14 protein-coding genes are annotated in these 18,838 nt (G+C 68.7%); 3 read left to right on the top strand and 11 right to left on the bottom strand.

Annotated elements, in window-relative coordinates; genetic code table 11:
- Nucleotides 1–11: 11 nt before the first annotated feature.
- The 4 genes from ABIB26_RS12135 to ABIB26_RS12150 are packed head-to-tail and all read right to left on the bottom strand — an operon-like array spanning nt 12 to nt 7,332.
- Nucleotides 12–1,025 (bottom strand): GNAT family N-acetyltransferase, encoded by a 1,014-nt coding sequence (locus ABIB26_RS12135; protein WP_354243144.1) that lies wholly within the window; start codon nt 1,023–1,025, stop codon nt 12–14.
- 49 nt (nt 1,026–1,074) lie between these two features.
- On the bottom strand, nt 1,075–4,629 hold the full coding sequence (cydD, locus tag ABIB26_RS12140; RefSeq protein WP_354243147.1) for a thiol reductant ABC exporter subunit CydD: 3,555 nt from the start codon (nt 4,627–4,629) through the stop codon (nt 1,075–1,077).
- Between the two features lie 6 nt (nt 4,630–4,635).
- The gene (cydB, locus tag ABIB26_RS12145) at nt 4,636–5,685 is read right to left on the bottom strand and encodes a cytochrome d ubiquinol oxidase subunit II (protein ID WP_354243150.1); all 1,050 of its coding nucleotides are present in this window, start codon (nt 5,683–5,685) and stop codon (nt 4,636–4,638) included.
- A 36-nt stretch (nt 5,686–5,721) separates the two neighbouring features.
- Nucleotides 5,722–7,332, bottom strand: coding sequence for a cytochrome ubiquinol oxidase subunit I (locus ABIB26_RS12150; RefSeq protein WP_354243153.1), 1,611 nt, complete (start codon nt 7,330–7,332; stop codon nt 5,722–5,724).
- A 291-nt stretch (nt 7,333–7,623) separates the two neighbouring features.
- On the opposite strand from ABIB26_RS12150, the gene ABIB26_RS12155 reads away from it, so the two are divergent.
- Together ABIB26_RS12155 and ABIB26_RS12160 are read left to right on the top strand one after the other, a co-directional pair.
- Nucleotides 7,624–8,010 carry a BlaI/MecI/CopY family transcriptional regulator gene (locus tag ABIB26_RS12155; RefSeq protein WP_354243156.1) on the top strand — a complete coding sequence of 129 codons (387 nt, stop codon included), beginning with the start codon at nt 7,624–7,626 and terminating at the stop codon, nt 8,008–8,010.
- 6 nt (nt 8,011–8,016) lie between these two features.
- On the top strand, nt 8,017–9,006 hold the full coding sequence (locus ABIB26_RS12160) for a M56 family metallopeptidase (protein WP_354243159.1): 990 nt from the start codon (nt 8,017–8,019) through the stop codon (nt 9,004–9,006).
- 19 nt (nt 9,007–9,025) lie between these two features.
- Here ABIB26_RS12160 and ABIB26_RS12165 read toward each other — a convergent pair whose 3' ends face one another.
- From ABIB26_RS12165 to ABIB26_RS12175, 3 genes are all read right to left on the bottom strand, one after another.
- Nucleotides 9,026–9,613: a M28 family peptidase gene (locus ABIB26_RS12165; protein ID WP_354243160.1), complete on the bottom strand. Its 588-nt coding sequence runs from the start codon at nt 9,611–9,613 to the stop codon at nt 9,026–9,028.
- Nucleotides 9,610–10,404 carry a PA domain-containing protein gene (locus tag ABIB26_RS12170; RefSeq protein WP_354243163.1) on the bottom strand — a complete coding sequence of 265 codons (795 nt, stop codon included), beginning with the start codon at nt 10,402–10,404 and terminating at the stop codon, nt 9,610–9,612. Before ABIB26_RS12170 ends, ABIB26_RS12165 begins: the two co-directional genes overlap by 4 nt.
- 166 nt (nt 10,405–10,570) lie before the next feature.
- Nucleotides 10,571–12,679, bottom strand: a complete 2,109-nt coding sequence (locus tag ABIB26_RS12175; protein WP_354243165.1) for a DNA gyrase/topoisomerase IV subunit B — start codon at nt 12,677–12,679, stop codon at nt 10,571–10,573.
- Nucleotides 12,680–12,906: 227 nt separating this feature from the next.
- Between ABIB26_RS12175 and ABIB26_RS12180 the strand changes: the two genes are divergently transcribed.
- The gene (locus ABIB26_RS12180; RefSeq protein ID WP_354243168.1) at nt 12,907–13,128 is read left to right on the top strand and encodes a DUF7455 domain-containing protein; all 222 of its coding nucleotides are present in this window, start codon (nt 12,907–12,909) and stop codon (nt 13,126–13,128) included.
- Nucleotides 13,129–13,358: 230 nt separating this feature from the next.
- Here the strand turns inward: ABIB26_RS12180 and ABIB26_RS12185 are convergent, their stop codons facing one another.
- The 4 genes from ABIB26_RS12185 to ABIB26_RS12200 form a co-directional block, all read right to left on the bottom strand.
- On the bottom strand, nt 13,359–14,678 hold the full coding sequence (locus ABIB26_RS12185) for an RNA polymerase sigma factor (RefSeq protein WP_354243170.1): 1,320 nt from the start codon (nt 14,676–14,678) through the stop codon (nt 13,359–13,361).
- Between the two features lie 279 nt (nt 14,679–14,957).
- The gene (locus tag ABIB26_RS12190) at nt 14,958–16,313 is read right to left on the bottom strand and encodes a DUF4192 family protein (RefSeq protein ID WP_354243172.1); all 1,356 of its coding nucleotides are present in this window, start codon (nt 16,311–16,313) and stop codon (nt 14,958–14,960) included.
- 90 nt (nt 16,314–16,403) lie between these two features.
- Nucleotides 16,404–17,735: an MFS transporter gene (locus ABIB26_RS12195; protein WP_354243174.1), complete on the bottom strand. Its 1,332-nt coding sequence runs from the start codon at nt 17,733–17,735 to the stop codon at nt 16,404–16,406.
- 34 nt (nt 17,736–17,769) lie between these two features.
- Nucleotides 17,770–18,708, bottom strand: coding sequence for a proteasome assembly chaperone family protein (locus tag ABIB26_RS12200; protein WP_354243175.1), 939 nt, complete (start codon nt 18,706–18,708; stop codon nt 17,770–17,772).
- Nucleotides 18,709–18,838 lie beyond the last annotated feature (130 nt).

Consider the following 18,838-nt stretch of genomic DNA (forward strand, 5'->3'; position numbering starts at 1 on the left):
TGGACGGGTAGCTACAGTTCCTTGTCCCAGGCCATGCTGCTGTTGACGGCGACGTAGCCCATCTTCGCATAGAGCGCCAGGGCTCCGGTGGGGTTCTCCGAGTCGACGTCGAGCGAGGCCTTGTCCAGGCCGGCAGCGGCGAAACGGCGCATCGCATCGGCGAGCAGCGCCTGCGCAATCCCCCGGCCGCGGAACTCCCGGCGCACGCCGAGCAAGTCGGTGTAGCCCTCGCTGAAGCCGCGGGTCGCTGCGCCCCCGGCGTCGTGGCTGGCGAGCTGGTAGCCGGCCACTGTGCCGCTGGACCGCTCCAGGACCACAGCGCTCAGGTCCGGCCGGGCCTGCGGATCATTCACCACGAAGCCCCAGGCTTCCTCGTCGCGCGGCTCGCTGCCCCAGTGGTCCCGGAAGGCGTCATTATGGGCCAGCCGGACCGCCTCGTGCAGTTCCGGGCCGAAAGCCACCAGCTCCAGCCCCGCCTCCAACTCGGCCTCGGGGAGCCCGATGGCTAACGGCCGGTGCATCTGGTTGTAGTAGCGGACTGTCCGGTAGCCCGCGCCCTTAAAGAGCGCCGCCTGGTGCCTGTGCTGCTGCTCCATGTGGAGTCGCAGCCTGGGAACGGGGCCCGACTCCGGCTGCCCGGACGCGGCATCCCCGGCAAACCGTTCGCGGGTCCGCTGTTCCATCCAGCCCAGCAGCCCGGTACCGATCCCGGTGCCCTGCCACCCGGGATCGACGCAGCCGAAGCCGAGCGCTTTGTCACCGTCCCGGTTCTTGGTGATCCGGCCGTAGGCCCGGGACACGCCGCGCCCGTCGCGGCCAAGGATGGTGTTCGCGGCGCCGGGGTTGGTCTTCGATTCGAGGATCTGCGCCAGGTCGGCGCGCCGCTCGAACCAGGCAGGCTGTTCGACGGCGGCGGTCCGGGCGATCAGGGCTGCCCAGCCGTCCAGGTCCGCAGTCCCTGCGGACCGCCACGTAAGCCTGGGGTCGAGGCAGCCGCCCGCGTCGGTGCCCCCATGTCCAATCATGCATGTCCAATCATGCTTGTCCAATCATGGGGACAGGCTAGCCTCCGGCTCAGCGCCGCGCCAGCACCGCGCCGGCCGTCGCTGCAGCCGTGCCGGGGGCGGTGGCAGCCGCGTTGTCCAGGTCCAGGCGGCTGTCGCCGGCGTCGATATCCTCCGGGTTGTGCGTCACGAGGACCACGGTGCGGTCCTTGAGGCCTTTCCGGAGCTCGGCCAGCAGGGCCCGGCCGGACTCCGCGTCCAGGTGGGCCGTGGGCTCATCGAGCAGGATCACGTCCGCGCCGGTCAGCAGCGTGCGCGCGACAGCCAGGCGCTGCCGCTCGCCGCCGCTGAGGTAGGCGCCGCCCGGACCGATCCTGGTGTCCAGGCCGCTGCCCAGACCACCGTCCAGCCCGCTGCCGAGCCGGGCAACCAGGGGCCCGAGGCCCACCGCGGCGAGAGCCTCCTGCAAGTGCTGCTCCAGCTGCCCGTCCAGCCGGGTGTCCGGAAGTCCGAGCATGAGATTGCCGCGGATCGTGGAGTCGAACAGGTGCGCTTCCTGCGGGCACCAGGCGGCACGGCCGCTGACGAAGATCTGGCCGCTCCGCGGCGGTAGGAAGCCCAGGAGCACGGCCAGCAGGGTGGATTTTCCCGAGCCGGAGGCCCCGGTCACTGCGAGCCAGCGTCCGGGTTCCGCGGTGGCACTGAGCCCGGTGAAGACGGCACCTCCGCCGGGCCAGGCAGCGGAGAGCCCCTGGAGTTCCACCCCCGGCGTGGCGTCAGGCCGCGCCGGGACCGGCACGAGCCCGCCGGCCCCTTCGGCAGCGCCGCCGGGCCGGTCCAGGACTCCAGCCCCGCTGATCCGCCGCAGCACGGTGCGCAGCGCCGGGTACTGGCGGACCGCCGTCGTGATGGCACCGTACGGCTCCACGAGCGCGAGCTGCAACAGCACGACGACGGCGACCGTCGCGGGCTCCACCGCGCCGCTGAGGGCTAGCGGCGCGGCCAGCACGGCGCTGGCCAGGGCGGCGGCCCCGCAGGCCAACACCGTCAGCCCCTGGCCGAGGCCTTCGGCCCAGGCGGACCGCTGGGAGGCTGCGGTCGCGGAGCGGTCCGCCGCTGTGATTGCGGCGAGCACCGGGGCGGAGACGCCGTTGGCGTGGAGTTCGGCGCGGGCGTCGAGTGCGGCAGCGACCCTGCGCAGCACGCCGGACCGGAGCCGCTGTTCGGTGCGGGCGGACATCCGGTCCGCCGCCAGTGCAAGGGCCGGGGCGGCCACGAGGCTGAGCACCGCCGCGGCAATCATGGCCGGGAGGGCCGCCGGCAGCAGCAGGCCGATCCCGGTGACGGCGGCGGCCGCGACGGCAACGGCGGTCACCGGCGGCAGGACCACCCGCGGCAGCAGCTCCCGGACCGTGTCGATGTCGTCCACCACAGCGCCCAGGACGCTTCCGCCCTGCAGGAGCCGGCGCAGGGACAGGGCACGGCGGCTCAGTGATTCCCAGAGCCGGCCGCGGAGCCGGGTCAGGGCGGCGAACACGGCGTCGTGCAGCAGGAGGCGTTCGAGGTAGCGCAGGGCGGCCCGGCCGACGCCGAAGAAGCGCACGCCCACGATCGCGGTGAGCAGGTAGAGGATGGGCGGCTGCTCGCTGGCACGGATGATCAGCCAGCCGGACAGCCCGGCGAGGGCGACGGCGAAGAGTGCGGCCAGCGTGCCGACGGCTCCGGCCGCGGCGAATTTTGCTGCCACGGGGGCAAGGAGGCGGCGCAGCTGGACTGCTGTAGAGGCCGTTGAGCCGGTGCCGGTGGCGACCTTGTCCTGTGGCTCCCCTGGTTCCCCGGACGCGGTTTTCGCCCAGCCCACGTCGTGGGCGGCGGCCCCCCCGGCAGTCAGGGCCGCCGTCAGGGCCTCCGGCAGTGGTTCCAACCCGGGCGCCGCGGCCGGTGCGGCGTGGGTCGCCGTCCCGGTGCCGGGCGCCACGGCCACGAGCTCATCCGCCAGCTCGCGGGTCTGCCGGTCGTGCGCCACGAGCAGCACGGTGACTTTCCCGCGCAGCGCGGCGATGGCATGGCTGACCATGGTGGCTGATTCGCGGTCCAGGTGGGCGGTGGGTTCGTCAAGGAGCAGCACGGTGGCTCCGGCCTCGATCCGGGCCAGGCCGCGGGCCAGCGCCACGCGGCGCAGCTCCCCCGGGCTGAGCTCGGCGGGGTGCTTCGCGGCGAGGTGCCCCGCGGCGCAGGCTGCCAGGCAGCGGCGGGCCGCGGCGTCCTTCGCGTCCCTTCCCAAGGTCGGGGCGCCGTCGGTCTCCCCTGCGGGCTGGTCCCCGGGCCGGTACAGGTACAGCCGGATCTCGTCGAGTACCGTAGGGGCCACCATCACGGGATGCTGCGGGACCCAGGCGACGTCCGCTGTCGTGAATCCCTCGAGGCATCCGGTGACGCTGGTTTGGTGATCAGTCCCGCCGCCTGCCCCGACTGTGCCGGCCAGCACCCCGAGCACGGTGCTCTTTCCGGACCCGCTGGGCCCGTCGAGGGCCGTGATCCTGCCGGGGGCCGCCGTGAAGCTGAGCGGTCCGACGGCGGCGTCCGGCCTGCCGCTGTAGTGGACCGTCAGTCCGCGGACGGTGACGGCGGGAGGCAGGGCTGTTTCGCCAGCCGCGGCGGGCTGGCCCGAGGCGGGGCTCAGGGGTGTGGCTTCGGGCGCGTCGAGCACGGCGTTGGTTTCGGCGAGCGCGGCGCGGCCGTCGTCGCTCGCGTGGTGGGCCGTGCCCAGCTCCCGGAGCGGGAGGTAGCAGTCCGGGGCGAGGATCAGGGCCAGCAGCCCCGCTTCGAGGCCCATGTCCCCGTTCACCAGCCGGACGCCGATGAAGACGGCGACCACGGCGACGGAGATCGTCGCGATCAGTTCCAGGGCGAGGGCCGAGAGGAACGCGGTGCGCAGGGTCCCCATGGTGCGGGAGCGGTATTCCTCGGAGATGTCCTCCAGCGCCTTCCGCTGGGCGGTGGCACGGCCCAGCCCCACCAGCACGGGGAGGCCCTTGGCGAGCTCCAGCATGTGGCCGGACAGGCGGGCGAGTGCCGACTGGGCCTCACGGACCCGGTCCTCGGTATAGCGCCCGATCAGGACCATGAACAGCGGTACGAGAGGTACCGTCAGCACAATCACCACGGCGCTGATCCAGTCCGCGAACAGGATCCGGGCCCCGAGCAGCAACGGGACTGCGGCGCAGTTCACAAGGGCCGGCAGGAACTGGGTGTAGTAGCTGTCCAGGGCGTCCAGTCCGCGCGTGGCCAGGATGGCGAGGCCGCCGTCGGAGGGTCCCGCGGTCCGGGTGCCGTTGCGCAGTGCGCGCTCGAGCAGCTGCGAGCGCAGCTCCTCCTTGACGCCCAGCGCGGCCCGGCGCGACGCGACGGCCTGGGCCCAGACGGTCAGGGATCGCAGGACAACCCCGGCGAGTCCCCAGACCAGCTGCTCGGCCCAGGCCGGATTGTGTGCCATCAGCCCCGCGAGCATGGACGCGATCGCCTGCGCCATCAGGACGTGGGACAGCGCTTTCAGGGCCGCGAGGAGGCCCAGCAGGTAGAGGGCGGAGCGGTTGGCGGGGCCGGACGGGAACTGCGGTCTCATCGGATGTTAGTCCTTGGGTGCCAGCGCTTTGGCGGCGATTGCGGGAAGGAAGCTGTGGGCCTCCGGGATGTGGGCGTCGCTCACGCGGCGCCGGAACACCCAGTACGTCCACGCCTGGTACGCGATGACCAGCGGCAGCCCGATACAGGCGACGATGCTCATCAGCCCCAGGGTGTAGTCCGAGGAGGAGGCGTTGGAGATGGTCAGGTTGAAGTCCGGGTTCAGGGTGGACGGCAGCACGACAGGGAAGGCGGCGCCGAAGATCGAGGCGCTGCCGAGCAGCAGGAAGGCGCCGAGGGACATGAAAGCGCGGCCCTCTGCACCCGTGCGGGCGAAGTTCCAGGCCAGGACGGCGGCCACGACGGCGGCGACGACGTCCACCACGGTCCAGGCCTCGCCGCTGAGCAGCTGCAGGCTCACGGCCCACCCGGCGATTGGCAGCAGCAGCACCGGCAGGAGCCGGACGAACCACCGGCGTGCGCGGTGCCGGACATCGCCGTCGGTCTTCAGGGCCAGGAAGGCGAGGCCGTGCAGCAGCGAGAATCCGACGACGGCGAGGCCGCCGAGAACGGCATAGGCGCTGAACCAGGCGAACGGGCCGCCCTCCCGGTCGCCGTTGGCGTTCAACGGCAGTCCCGTGGTGGTCAGGGCCAGCGCAGCGCCGATCCCGAACGCGGCGACGAACGAGCCGGCCGAAATGGCCCAGTCCCAGCGGGCACGCCACTGCGGCGTGTCCACCTTGCCGCGGTATTCGAAGGCCACGGCGCGGAAGATGAGGGCCACGAGGACCAGCAGCAGCGGCAGGTAGAGCGCGGAGAACAGGGAGGCGTACCAGAGCGGGAAGGCCGCGAACGTGGCCCCGCCGGCGGTCAGGAGCCACACCTCGTTGCCGTCCCAGACCGGGCCAATCGTGTTGAGCAGCACGCGGCGTTCGGTGTTGTTCCGGGCGAACAGCTTCATCAGCATGCCGACGCCGAGGTCAAAGCCCTCCAGAAAGAGGTAGCCCGTCCACAGCACCGCGATGGCGATGAACCAGATGGTGGGAAGCAGTTCCATGCTGAGAATCCTCTGCGTTTCGTTGGTGGCGGGGGCTTAGTAGGCGAACGCCAGGACGTCGTCTTCCGGTTTGCCGGGACCGCTCGGGCCTTCACCGGGGGGCTTGGGCGTTCCATCTTCATTCTCGTCAACGGGGACGTGCACGAGCTCCGGCATGGCCGAGACGACGCCACCCCGGATGTACTTGACCAGCAGTTTGACCTCGACCACCAGCAGCACTGCATACACGCCGGTCAGCACCACGAGGGAGGTCAGCAGTTCCCCGGCAGAGACGCCCGGGGAGACGGCCGCGGCGGTGAACATGAAGACCTGGTCGATCCCGCTGGGATCCGGGTTCGGGGCGACGACGAACGGCTGCCGTCCCATTTCGGTGAAGATCCAGCCGGCGGCGTTGGCCCCGAACGGTGCAAGGATCCCGAACACGGCCAGCCGCATAAGCCCGCGGGAGGCCGGGACCGTTCCCTTGCGGGTCAGCCAGAGAGCCGCCAGCGCGGCCGCCGCCGCCAGTCCGCCGAACCCGATCATCATCCGGAAGCCCCAGTAGGTGACCTCCATGACCGGGACGTACTGGATCTCCTGCCCGGACCGTTCCCCGTAGATGGGGTTGTCCGGCAGGTGGGTGCCGTAGTCGGCCTTGTACTGGTCCAGCAGGCTGTTGACGCCCCGGACCTCGGTGGTGAAATCGCCCTTGGCGAGGAAGGACAAGATCCCGGGTACCTCGATGACGGCGACAACGTCATCGCAGTTCTTGGAACCGACGTTGCCGATGCTCAGGACGGAAAATCCGGTGCCGTCGTGGCAGGCGGCCTCGGCGGCTGCCATTTTCATGGGCTGCTGTTCGAACATGAGCTTGCCTTGCAGATCGCCGGTGATGGCCGTGCCGGCGAAGGAAATCATGGCGACGACGGCGCCGATCCGCAGCGAGCGGATCCAGACGGCGTGGTCGACGCGGTCCCGGCCGGGGATGGCGGCCTCGCCGGGGATGACCTTCCCGTCGGCGCCGACAGTGTCGATCCCGTCGTGGCGGCGGCGCCACAGGTGGTACCAGGCGATGCCGAGCAGGAAGGACCCGGCGACGGCGAGGGCACCGAAGAGTGTGTGCGGGACGGCGACGAGGGCGGTGTTGTTGGTGAAGACCGCCCAGGCGTCGGTCATCACAGGACGGCCGTTGATCATCTCAACACCTACCGGGTGCTGCATCCAGCTGTTCGCCACGATGATGAAGTAGGCGGAGAAGACCGAACCGATCACCGCGATCCAGAGGCAGGCCAGGTGGACGGCGGGCTTGAGCTGCTTCCAGCCGAAGATCCAGAGACCCAGGAAGGTCGACTCCACGAAGAACGCCAGCAGCGCTTCCATCGCCAGCGGCGCCCCGAAGACGTCGCCGACGAAGCGGCTGTACTCGCTCCAGGCCATGCCGAACTGGAACTCCTGCACGATTCCGGTGGCGACGCCCATGATGAAGTTGATCAGGAAGAGCTTGCCCCAGAACTTGGTCATCCGGAGGTATTCCGGTTTGCCGGTGCGGTGCCACATTGTCTGGATCACGGCGACGACGAGGCCAAGGCCGATCGTGAGCGGCACCATCATGAAGTGGTAGACGGTGGTGATTCCGAATTGCCAGCGTGCGATTTCCAAGGCGTCCAAGGCAGTCCCTAACTTTTGGCCGGGCAACTTCTACGTGACGTAGAAATGTTTCTTCTACAGAGTGTAGAACACATCGGCACCTCCCTGCATCCCCAGACTCCCACGGCGGGCCACGGCCCGCAACGGAGCGGCCGGCTGCTCACGTCAGCGCCCGCGACTCGCCGAAGCGGATAGTTCTACTTCATGTAGAAAGAAAGTGCAAAACGCGGTAACTTTAATGCTGAAGCGTAAACACGCCGCCCGGCAGGCCAGCGAGCCACACCCGGGCGGCCGGCACGAAGGATGTACTGAATGGCAAGTCTCGGTGAACTGGAACGTGCAGTGATGGATCTGCTCTGGGCAGGCCAGGAGGCGGCAACGGCCAACACGCTGCGGGATCTGCTTGCGCGGAGCACCCGCGCGGCGGGCGGTACCGCGGGACACGTGGGCAAGGATCTGGCCGTCACCACGGTGCTGACCGTGCTGTCCCGCCTCGAGCGCAAGGGCCTGGTTGAGCGCGAACGCGGCACCCGGCCGCACCGCTACCAGGCCGTATCAAGCAGGGCTGACCACACCGCCGAGCTCATGCATGAGGTTCTGGGGTCCGCACCGGACCGCGAGGCCGTGCTGGCGCGCTTCATTGGTTCCGTCACCGATACTGAAGCGGAAACGCTGCGCAAACTGCTGGGCCTCAGCTAGGGCCCGATGTTCTGGACCTCATGGTTTCTGGCGGTCCTCGCGGTAGTCCTGGCATGGCCGGTACCCATCCTGCTCTCCCGCGCCCGGTGGCCGGCCCGGTCCCCTTTCACCGCCATGCTGCTCTGGCAGGCGATCGCCCTTGCCGGTGGCCTGTCGATGATCGGCGCCATGCTCGTCTACGGGCTGGAGCCCGCCGGGGACAACCTGCTGGCCGGGCTCAAGTCGCTGACCGGCATGGTCTTGTACAACGCACCCACCACGGTGCTGGGTTTCTGGCACATCTTTGCGCTCTCCGCGGCGGCCCTGCTGACGGCGCACCTCGTGTTCACCCTGCTGCTGACGTACTACAAGATCCAGCGGCAGCGGCAGCGGCACCGGGAACTGCTGGCCCTGCTCGCCTCGCCGTCCGCTGACGGCCCGAAGACCCTGGTGCTCAGCCTCGACTCCCCCGTGGCCTACTGCCTGCCGGGTGGCGCACGCTCCGTCACGGTGCTCTCCGACGGGCTCATGGCGGCGCTGGAACCCGCCGAGCTCCGGGCGGTCCTGATCCATGAGAACGCCCATCTCAGCCAGCGCCACCATCTCCTGCTCTGGGCCTTCGCCGCCTGGCGCCAGGCCCTGCCGTGGCTGCCCACCACCCGGCTGGCGCAGGACGCGGTCAACTCGCTCATCGAGATGCTCGCCGACGACGTCGCGCTGAAGACGGAAAGCAAGGCGACGCTGATCAAAGCGATCGCAATCGTGGCCAGCGGCTCCCCCGGCGCGCCGGGGGCCCGGATGGCATTGGGTGCGGCGGAGCTGCCCGACGTCGATCCCGGCCAGCCCGGCGCCACCGGCGGGGCCGGTTCGGCGAGCACCACGGCCTCCCGGGTCAGCCGCCTGCTCTCCCCGCAGCCTCCGCTGCCGGAACCGCTGCGGCTTGCCGTACAGGTGGCGTGCCTGCTGCTGCTCGCGGTGCCGACCGCCCTGCTGATCGTGCCGGGCCTCCTCGGCTGAACGGACGCGGGCGCGGGCGCTACTTCAGCCTGCTGTGCCCCTTGAATTCCAGGTCCGCGAAGCCCTTGCCCGCGGCCGTGCCGTTGATCGCCGATTTGGTCTTGGCGAACGTGAGCGTCGCATGCGCGACTGCGTCGGCCATCTGCTCGAGCACCGTGGTGTTGACGTTGCCGATGCTGTCGCAGGCCGCGTGGTAGCAGGCGTCCTGCGGGGCGCCCGCCGTCCCGCCGAAGACCGCCGCTTCCTCCGGGGTCTTCAGGGCCTCCGCGCCGGTGAACAGGCCGCCGGCCGGAATACCGTTCGCGATGAAGCCGGAGTAGTCCGACCGCCCGTCGAAGGCCGTGGCCGCGGCGGGCAGGTTTTGGGACGCGAAGTAGTCCAGGAAAACCTTCTCAACGAAGCCGGATCCGTCGGGGCCTGCTGCGCCGTAGGACGAGCCGTCGCCGTCGTAGACGTACCGGACATAGTTCGGCGAGCCGACCATATCGAAGTTGAGGTTGAGGGCCTGGTCCTTGAGCTCGCGGGCCGAGAGCTGGGACACGTAGTAGTCCGAGCCGATCAGCCCGTCCTCCTCGCCGCCCCAGAAGGCGAACCGCACCTTGTTCACCAGTTTTTCGCGAGTTTCCTGAGCTGGATCGCCGTTTCCAGGATCGTGCCCAGCCCCGTGCCGTTGTCGTTGATTCCGGGGCCCTCGCCGACGGAGTCCAGGTGCGCGCCGACCACTACCTTCCGGTCGGAACGCCCTCCGGTATCGGCCAGGATGTTGAAGGACTTGATCCGGGTCACCGTCGCATCAACGGCCAGACGCAGTGTCGCGGCGCCGAGCCCGGCAAGTTCGGCGCCGTTGTCAAACGTGGTGCTGACGACCGGGACCTTGGCCTGGGGCGCCTCCAGGGTTCCGCCGAACAGGCCCACACGGTCATCCCCCGGAACCACATCGCCCTGGTTGTAAACGACGACGCCGGCCGCCCCCGCAGCGACGGCGTTGTCCACCTTGTCACGGAAACCGCAGGTGCCACGCTGGATGAGGGCGATGTGGCCGGTCGGGAAGCCCTTAGAGTCTGCTTTTTCGCACGCGCTCGTCGAGCCGCGGCCGCCGGCGAGGTTGATGTCGACCGCGCTTACCTGGGCGGTCACATCACCGGCGCCCGAGTAGTACATGTCCAGGAATCCGTCCGCGGCACCGTAACCGTAAGTCCTTGGGCTCGGGGAGACGCGCTGCGCGGACGCCGCCACGAAGTGGTACCGCTCGTACGTGAACCGCTGGCGGACCGGTTTGTAGCCGGCGGCCTTGAGTTCGTCCTCGATGTAGCGGGCCGATTTCTCGTATCCCCGGGTTCCGGCCGCCAGCCCCACAACGGCCGCGACGGCCGCGGCGCGGATGTTCCGGTGCCTCATGGGAACTCCTGGATCTTCCGGAATCCGGGTCCGGGCGTCCGTGTCCGGATCGGTGACAAAACACTACCCGAAGTGGAAACGCAGGGTAAAGGGCGGAGGTCTTGGCGGCGCAGCGGTGGCGCAGCGGTATAGGAGGATCCCCTGAGCCGCCCGGGCACTCCCGGCCTCAGGCGTCGATCCGCTCCCGGTCCAGGCCTGCAGCGCCGGCAATGATGAAGTCCTTGCGGGGTGCGACGTCGGAGCCCATCAGCAGGTCGAAAGTTTCCTCGGCCTGTTTCGCATTTTCGATCCCGACCTTGCGCAGCGTACGGTGCCGCGGGTCCATCGTGGTCTCGGCCAGCTGCTCCGCATCCATCTCACCCAGGCCCTTGTACCGCTGGATCGGCTCCTTGTACCGCTTGCCCTCCTGGGCTAGGCGGGCCAGCAGCACGTGCAGCTCCGCCTCCGAGTACGTGTAGATCATCTCGTTGGCCTTCTGTCCGGCGTTGATGACCTCCACCCGGTGCAGCGGCGGGACAGCGGCGAAGACCCGGCCGTTATCGATCATCGGGCGCATGTAGCGAAAGAACAGCGTGAGCAGGAGGGTCCGGATGTGGGCGCCGTCGACGTCGGCGTCCGTCATGAGGATGACCTTGCCGTAGCGGGCGGCGCCGATGTCGAAGCTCCGGCCGGAGCCGGCACCCACCACCTGGATCAGCGCGGCACATTCGGCGTTGGAGAGCATGTCCCCCACCGAGGCCTTCTGCACGTTGAGGATCTTGCCGCGGATCGGCAGCAGCGCCTGGAAATCGGAGGAACGCGCCAGCTTTGCGGTGCCCAGGGCCGAGTCGCCTTCCACGATGAACAGTTCCGAGCGGGCGACGTCGTCCGTGCGGCAGTCCGCGAGTTTGGTGGGCATGGACGAGGTTTCCAACGCGTTCTTGCGGCGCTGGGTTTCCTTGTGAACGCGGGCCGAGATGCGTGACTTCATCTCGCTGACGATCTTCTCGAGCAGCAGCGCGGAATGGGCCTTGTCATTGCGGTTGGCCGAGTTCAGCTTGGCGGTGATCTCCTGCTCCACGACCTTGGTCACGATGGCCCTGACGGCGGAAGTGCCCAGAATCTCCTTCGTCTGGCCTTCGAACTGCGGTTCAGCCAGGCGGACGGTCAGGACCGCGGTGAGCCCGGCGAAGATATCGTCTTTTTCGATCTTGTCGTTGCCGGCCTTCAGCTTGCGGGCGTTGCTTTCCACGGCCTTGCGGAAGGTCTTGAGCAGGGCCTGCTCGAAGCCGGCCTGGTGCGTGCCGCCCTTCGGCGTGGAGATGATGTTGACGAAGCTGCGCACGGTGCTGTCGTAGCCGATGCCCCAGCGCAGGGCGACGTCGACTTCGCAGTCCCGCTCGACCTCCGCCAGCTGGCTGTGGCCCTTCTCGTCGATGACCGGGACGGTTTCCTTGAATTTCCCGGCCCCGTGGAGGCGCCAGATGTCCGTCACGGCCGGGTCCGCGGCGAGGAACTCGACGAACTCGGAAAGGCCGCCGTCGTGGTGGAAGACTTCCTCGTGCGGGCCGGACTCCCCCGGCGTCCCGGCGGCCCTGCGTTCGTCCCGGACCGTCAGCTTCAGGCCGGGGACCAGGAAGGAGGTCTGGCGGGCGCGGGCGGCGAGCTCGTCGTAGGAGAACTTGGCGTCCGGGGTGAAGATCTGGCGGTCCGCCCAGTAGCGGATCCGGGTGCCGGTGACGCCGCGTTTGGCCTTGCCGACAATGTCGAGAACCGAGCCGTCGACGAACGGTCCGAAGACGGCCGCCGGGTCCGGTTTGGTTCCCGGGTCCTTGAAGCGGCCCGGCTCGCCCCGGCGGAAGGACATCTTGTAGGTCTTGCCGCCGCGGTCCACTTCCACGTCCAGCCGGGAGGACAGCGCGTTGACGACGGACGCGCCGACACCGTGCAGGCCGCCGGAAGCGGTGTAGGAGCCGCCGCCGAACTTGCCGCCGGCATGCAGCTTGGTGAAGACGACCTCGACACCGGAGAGCCCCGTTTTCGGTTCGATGTCCACCGGGACGCCGCGGCCGTCGTCGTGGATCTCCACCGAGTTGTCGGCGTGCAGGATGATCTTGATGTCGTGGCCGAAGCCGGCGAGGGCCTCATCGACGGAGTTGTCGATGATCTCCCAGAGACAGTGCATGAGCCCGCGGGAGTCGGTGGAGCCGATGTACATGCCCGGGCGCTTGCGGACGGCCTCGAGGCCTTCCAGCACGGAGAGATGCCGGGCGGTGTAATCAGAACTGGGTGCCACGGGGCGGAAACTCCTTCAGGGACGGAACGGTCGAAGCATGCTTGACGCTCTTCCAAGGGTAGTCGGAGTGCGGCCGTCCCCCGGGTTGCCACTCCCGCATCCGGCCCGGCGCCGGCGGACCCGTTACCGAGACGTGATACGCGTACAGCGAAAGTGGACCATCCTTGCGATGGATTGGCTGCGAATGCTGGTTATATAGGTATACCGAACTACCAAGGAGGCCGAACATGACAACAGCAGTTGCGGACCGCACACTGACCACCGTTGACCGGTGCGATCGTTGCGGAGCACAGGCATATGTCCGGGTTGTTCTCGGCGCCTCCGGCGGTGAGCTTCTCTTCTGCGGCCACCACGCACGCGCCGTAGAACCGACGCTCAGGCCGCTCAGCTCTGACTGGCACGACGAGACCGGACGCCTGAACGAGAAAGCGCCGCTTCCCGTCGACTAGTCCCTTTGCTCTTAGCAACGCGGCCCCTCCGTTCCGGAGGGGCCGCGTCTTTTTAACGAGCGGTTCGCTGCCCTGCCGTTCGCTGCCCCGCCGTTCTCTGCCCTGCGGTGCCCGAACGCGCAGCTCTCGTACGCGCAGCGTGATTAACTAGCAACGCGGGGTCACATTGCGCCCATTCCTCCGGGGAGGATCGGCGCGAAGTGACCCCGCGTTGTGCTGTGGCCCGGGCTTTAGTCCAGGTAGTCCCGCAGGACCTGGGACCGTGACGGGTGCCGCAGCTTGGACATCGTCTTCGATTCGATCTGGCGGATCCGCTCGCGCGTGACCCCGTAGACCTTGCCGATTTCGTCTAACGTCTTCGGCTGTCCATCGGTCAGCCCGAAGCGCATTGCCACCACGCCGGCCTCGCGCTCGGAGAGCGTGTCCAGCACGGAGTGCAGCTGCTCCTGCAGCAGAGTGAAGCTCACGGCATCGGCCGGGACCACGGCCTCGGAGTCCTCGATGAGGTCACCGAACTCGGAGTCACCGTCCTCGCCCAGCGGGGTGTGCAGGGAGATGGGCTCGCGGCCGTACTTCTGGACCTCAACGACCTTTTCCGGAGTCATGTCCAGCTCGAGGGCCAGCTCCTCCGGGGTGGGTTCGCGGCCGAGGTCCTGCAGCATCTGGCGCTGCACACGGGCCAGCTTGTTGATGACTTCCACCATGTGCACGGGGATGCGGATGGTGCGGGCCTGGTCGGCCATGGCGCGGGTGATCGCCTGGCGGATCCACCAGGTGGCGTACGTGGAGAACTTGAAGCCCTTGGTGTAGTCGAACTTCTCGACCGCACGGATCAGGCCCAGGTTGCCTTCCTGGATCAGGTCCAGGAACAACATGCCGCGGCCGGTGTACCGCTTGGCCAGCGACACCACCAGACGGAGGTTGGCCTCCAGCAGGTGGTTCTTGGCGCGCTTGCCGTCGTGGATGACGAATTCGAGTTCACGCTTGAGCTTCGGATCCATGGACCCGTCGTCGGCGTTGATCTTTTCTTCGGCAAAGAGGCCTGCCTCGATGCGCAGGGCCAGGTCCACTTCCTGCTCGGCATTCAGCAGGGCGACCTTGCCGATCTGCTTCAGGTAGTCCTTGACGGGGTCGGCGGTGGCGCCTGCCGACATGACCTGCTGCACGGGGGCATCGTCATCGTCGGCATCGGAGTAGACAAAACCGGAGCCGGTGGGGGCTGCGGCAGTCTTGGCAGGGATCTCTTCGCCGTCTTCGCCGATCTCGACGCCGGCCACCTCGTCGAGGTCGACCTCGTCTTCATCGTCGTCGCGGGCGGCTTTACCGGCGGCCTGCGCCGCGGCTTTAGCGCCGGGCTTGGGCCCGCGCTTTTTGGGTTCAGGCTTGGCGACTGCCGATGCGGTGTCGTCACCTTCGGCCGAGGTTGCGTCTTTGACAGCCTTGTTGGCTGCACGCGTGGCGGCGCGCTTGGCGTTCGTCGCCGCCTGCTTATCCTCGGGAGACAATACGGCCTGGTCGGCGGGTTCCTTCTTCGCGGAAGACGGGGTCACAGAAAACCTTTCTAGCGGCGGTCTGTGGAATCACCATACGGGCAACACCACTATGACCCTGTCAAGTCCGTGTTTCACATCAGGAGCCGCCACGGCCAGCAGAGCCACTAAGTAGAACTGCTGAGGCGGCCGTAATGTTCCCTGTTTCCAAGGTTCGCTACGAGCTCTTGATACACGGACCCAACCGGGTCGCGGCAACCATTGTCTCACGATTTTCAGAATCGGTGCCGTCCCGGGGCCGGGTCCGCAACATGGTGGCGCACCACATTCCGTTCACCGTCACGCGGCGCCGGGTTCAAACTTCTGCCACGCGGCGTCCCTCCTTCCTGCCCATCCACATAAGGTGCCACGGCTCACAAGCTCAGCCAGCAGTTCGGCGAGCCGGTAGCCCGGGTGCTCCGCCGCTGCCCGGCTGAACAACGCGTCGGCAAAGGACCCCTTGCCGCGGCACCATTCAATCCAGCCGCGTCCGGTCAGAGCGGCAGCCCCGGCCTCCCCGCCGGCCTCGCCCAACTGCAGGAGGATCCGCTCCAGGCTGGCCATCCGTGGCCAGTCCGGCACCGGCGGCGCCAGGCCGAGCAGCACCTCCCCGTAGCCCGGGGCGGCAGACGCCCCGGTACCGGTCCGGCTGCCGGCCCCGGTTCCGGCGCTTTCCACCCGCGCCGGAAGGAGCGGAGGCAAGCCCTCCAGCGGCGGCAGCGGAACCGGGAGCGGCCGAGCCAGCACGGCGGCGACGGGCTGCGTCCCGGGCAGTGCCTGCGTGGCCGCCGGGGTGCCGGGCAACGCGGCGGGCGGGGCCGAAGTGTCGAACGTTGGGCTGTCGAAGGATGGGCTGTCGAAGATGCCGAAGTCTGCGGCGCCCTGCTCTGCGGCCTCCGGCCCGGCAGCCGCCATCACCAGCACGGCATCGCGCCAGGCCGGGACGCAGAGCGCGGCCCGCAGGTACCCGGCGAGCCCCACGGGAAGCCGGGGACCGGCCGGCGACCGAAGCACCAGGGCCCAGACATCCATCACTTGGCCGAACTGCACCCGGTCCCGGGCGTGTCCGGCGAACAGCTGTGCCCAGTGCCGCTCGGACTCGAGCACCGCCGGGTCCTCGGGCAGCGGGGAGGGCAACCGTGCGGCGGCGCCGGGGCCGGGTCCGACGGTGCTGCCGCGGAAGACCATCTCCGCATTTAGCCGGCTGTTCCTGATCTCATCGATCGGCCGGCCGGTAGTGGGGCAGCAGGCAGGGTCGGTGCAATACACGTTGCGCCAGTGCTCGGCGCCGATGAGCCAGGCGTCCCGGACGGGCATGCCGCCTTCAGCCAGAGCGTGCTCCAACTCTTCGAGCAGTTCGGCCCAGGCGGCGCCGTCCCGGCCCGTTACAGACCCGTCACTACCGGTGAAGAAAGCCAGCAGGACGCCGTCCGCCTCGTCGTCGGCCTCCAGGTAGCCGGCCACGGTGCGGGCGAAGCCGGCGAAACTGCCGGGGCTGCCGTCGCCGGGGAGGTCGACCCGGAGGGTGGCTCCGAGCCGCTTGCCCTGCATCGTCATGGCGACGAGGCTGTGCGACGGCCAGTAGCCCAGGGAATGCGGGATGAACCCGAGGATGTCTTCGGGGCCGGTGATTTTCAGGTGATCGGGAGCGGTCATAACGCCAGCTTCGTCGCCGCGCCTCCCGCCGTCAGCCAGGGATCTGTCCTATGTGGAGAACCGGACTCCGTGGAGAACCGGACTCCCGGATCAGGGACGGCGGCGGCGTTCCGCGCTGAGCCTGCGTTGCCGGGAGAGGGCTACGCGCAGCGGGGGCACGACGATGCCCTGGGCTGCCATCTGCCGGCGGACCTTGCGCCGGGTGATCAGGATGGCGAGGGTTCCCCCGGCCAGCAGGAGGAACTGGACACTCAGGGCGATCCTGAACGGGTCAAGACCGTAGAGCTCCCCCTGCGAGAAGCCGGTGGTGTTCAGCACGTCGAGGACGAGGCCGATCACGAAGATGGCCACGAGCGCGGCGATGAAGCCGCCGACATTGACGATCCCGGTGGCCGTTCCGATCCGGTGGGCCGGGTTGAAGGTCCGGGCGAAGTCGAAGCCGATCATGGAGCCGGGACCGCCGATGGCCAGCACCACCACCAGTCCGGCCAGCAGCCACAGCGGGGACCGGCCGGGGAAGAGCAGGACCGCCGCCCAGGCCGCAGCGGTGCCGGCCGAGATCAGCAGCACCATGGTGGACCGGCGCAGCGGGTGCCGGGCGACGAAGCTGCCCATCAGCGGCCCCGCTGCGATCGCGGCCGCCACGTACAGGGTCATGAGGGCCGAGACCGTGCCCGGGGCCAGGCCCTGGGCGGAGATCAGGAAGGGATAGCCCCAGGTCATGGCGAACACGGTGCCGCTGAACTGGACCGTGAAGTGGCTCCACAGCCCGAGCCTGGTTCCGGGCTGCCGCCAGGCGTGGGACAGCGAGACTCCGGTGGCGCGCAGCCCCTGGGACGGTCCGGGCGCCGGATGTCCCGGCGGCTGGTCCTGCAGCAGGACCAGCACCAGCACGACGGCGAGGGCGGACATGGCGGCCAGGGTGAGGAAGGCGGGGGTCCAGCCGGCCGAGTGCAGGATGATGGCGAACGGCACCACGCTGATGAGCTGGCCCAGCTGCCCAGACATGCCTGTCAGCTGCGTGAGGAGCGGCACGCGCGCGGGGGCGAACCAGAGCGGGATCAGCCGAATGACGGCAATGAAGGTCATGGCGTCCCCCGCACCCACGAGCACGCGGCCCAGGACGCCGCCGGGAATGCTGTCCGCGAAGGCCAGTTCGAGTTGTCCGAGCCCCATCAGCAGCGCACCTGCGGCGATCATGACACGGGAGCCGAAGCGGTCCACCAGCACGCCCACCGGGATCTGAAGGCCGGCGTAGACGAGGAGCTGGAGCACGGTGAAGAAGGAAATTTCGGCGGCGCTGGCATGGAAGCGCTCGGTGGCCTCCAGCCCAACCACGCCGAAGGACGTCCGTTGGCTGACCGCCACCAGATAGGCGAAGATCCCGACGATCCAGATTAGCCAGGCGCGGGGTGAGGTCACTACCCCATTATGCCCCGCACCGAACAAATACTATTTATATGCCGGGTTCTTTACGGGCCAGGTAGGCTTCAACGGCCGCACCCAGGGCGTCGGCGTTCGGAAGCTGATCGTTCTCGTCGGCCAGCAGCGACCGCCGCACGGTCCCTTCGGCCTTCTCGTCGTAGCGCATTTCCAGCCGGGAGACCACCTGCTGGACCTCCTCCGAGGCATCGATCTGCTCGGCGATCTGGCGGCCTACTTCGCGGCCTGCCTCGCGCAGGCGGTCGCTGGGAAGCATGAGCGAGGTGGCTGCACCGAGGTACTCCAGCCCGGCCACGGCGGCCGTCGGGTATTCGGCTTCCGCGAGGTAGTGCGGTACGTGGATCACGTAGCCGGCCACATTGCGGCCTGCCGCGACGAGCCGCATCTCAAGGACATGCCCCACCGCAGCGGGAACCTCGACCGTCGGCTTCCACACCGAGATTCCCTCGATAAGGTCCGGGCGGTTGCCGTGAACGGTCACGCCCACGGGCCGCGTGTGCGGGACCGGCATAGGGATGGAGTGGATCCAGGTGGCCAGGTTGACGTCCAGCTCCTCCACGATTCCGACGACGGCGCGGGCAAACCGCTCCCATTGCAGGTCCGGCTCGAACCCGGCCAGGAGGAGGAAAGGGCTTCCGAGCCCGTCAAAGAGCCGGTACAGCGCCAGGCTCGGCGCCTGGTAGTCCTGGAGATGGTCTTCGACGAAGCTCACCTGCGGACGCCTGGTCCGGTAATCGATCAGCTGGTCGGCGTCGAACTCGGCGATCATCTCCGCGTCGAGGGTGTCCAGCATTTCAGCGGTGATCTGCCTGACGACGTGGCCGGCGTCGGCGAAGCCCGTGAAACCCATGACAAGGTTCAGTCCGCGCAGCTCCGGGCTGTGGAACAGCGCGTCGTCACGCAGATAGAGCGTTTCGGGGTCCAGCAAAGAGCCGGAAATCCGTTCAATCACGGCATGTTCCTTTCGCAGTAGCGGCGGCGGGAGGGACGGGACGCGGCCCTGCGCGGCGGATTTTCCGGAGGCAACGGCCGGGCGGGGCGGTGGCGCCGATACCTCTTTCAACGCCCCGGAGTCCGGGCTA

The organism is Arthrobacter sp. UYEF20 (assembly GCF_040546335.1).
Classification (GTDB): Bacteria; Actinomycetota; Actinomycetes; order Actinomycetales; family Micrococcaceae; genus Arthrobacter.

Coding starts and splice junctions, on each gene's coding strand:
- ABIB26_RS12135 (WP_354243144.1), bottom strand. CDS start 1,025: ATGATTGGACATGGGGGCACCGACGCGGGCGGCTGCCTCGACCCCAGG.
- cydD (WP_354243147.1), bottom strand. CDS start 4,629: ATGAGACCGCAGTTCCCGTCCGGCCCCGCCAACCGCTCCGCCCTCTAC.
- cydB (WP_354243150.1), bottom strand. CDS start 5,685: ATGGAACTGCTTCCCACCATCTGGTTCATCGCCATCGCGGTGCTGTGG.
- ABIB26_RS12155 (WP_354243156.1), top strand. CDS start 7,624: ATGGCAAGTCTCGGTGAACTGGAACGTGCAGTGATGGATCTGCTCTGG.
- ABIB26_RS12160 (WP_354243159.1), top strand. CDS start 8,017: ATGTTCTGGACCTCATGGTTTCTGGCGGTCCTCGCGGTAGTCCTGGCA.
- ABIB26_RS12170 (WP_354243163.1), bottom strand. CDS start 10,404: ATGAGGCACCGGAACATCCGCGCCGCGGCCGTCGCGGCCGTTGTGGGG.
- ABIB26_RS12180 (WP_354243168.1), top strand. CDS start 12,907: ATGACAACAGCAGTTGCGGACCGCACACTGACCACCGTTGACCGGTGC.
- ABIB26_RS12190 (WP_354243172.1), bottom strand. CDS start 16,313: ATGACCGCTCCCGATCACCTGAAAATCACCGGCCCCGAAGACATCCTC.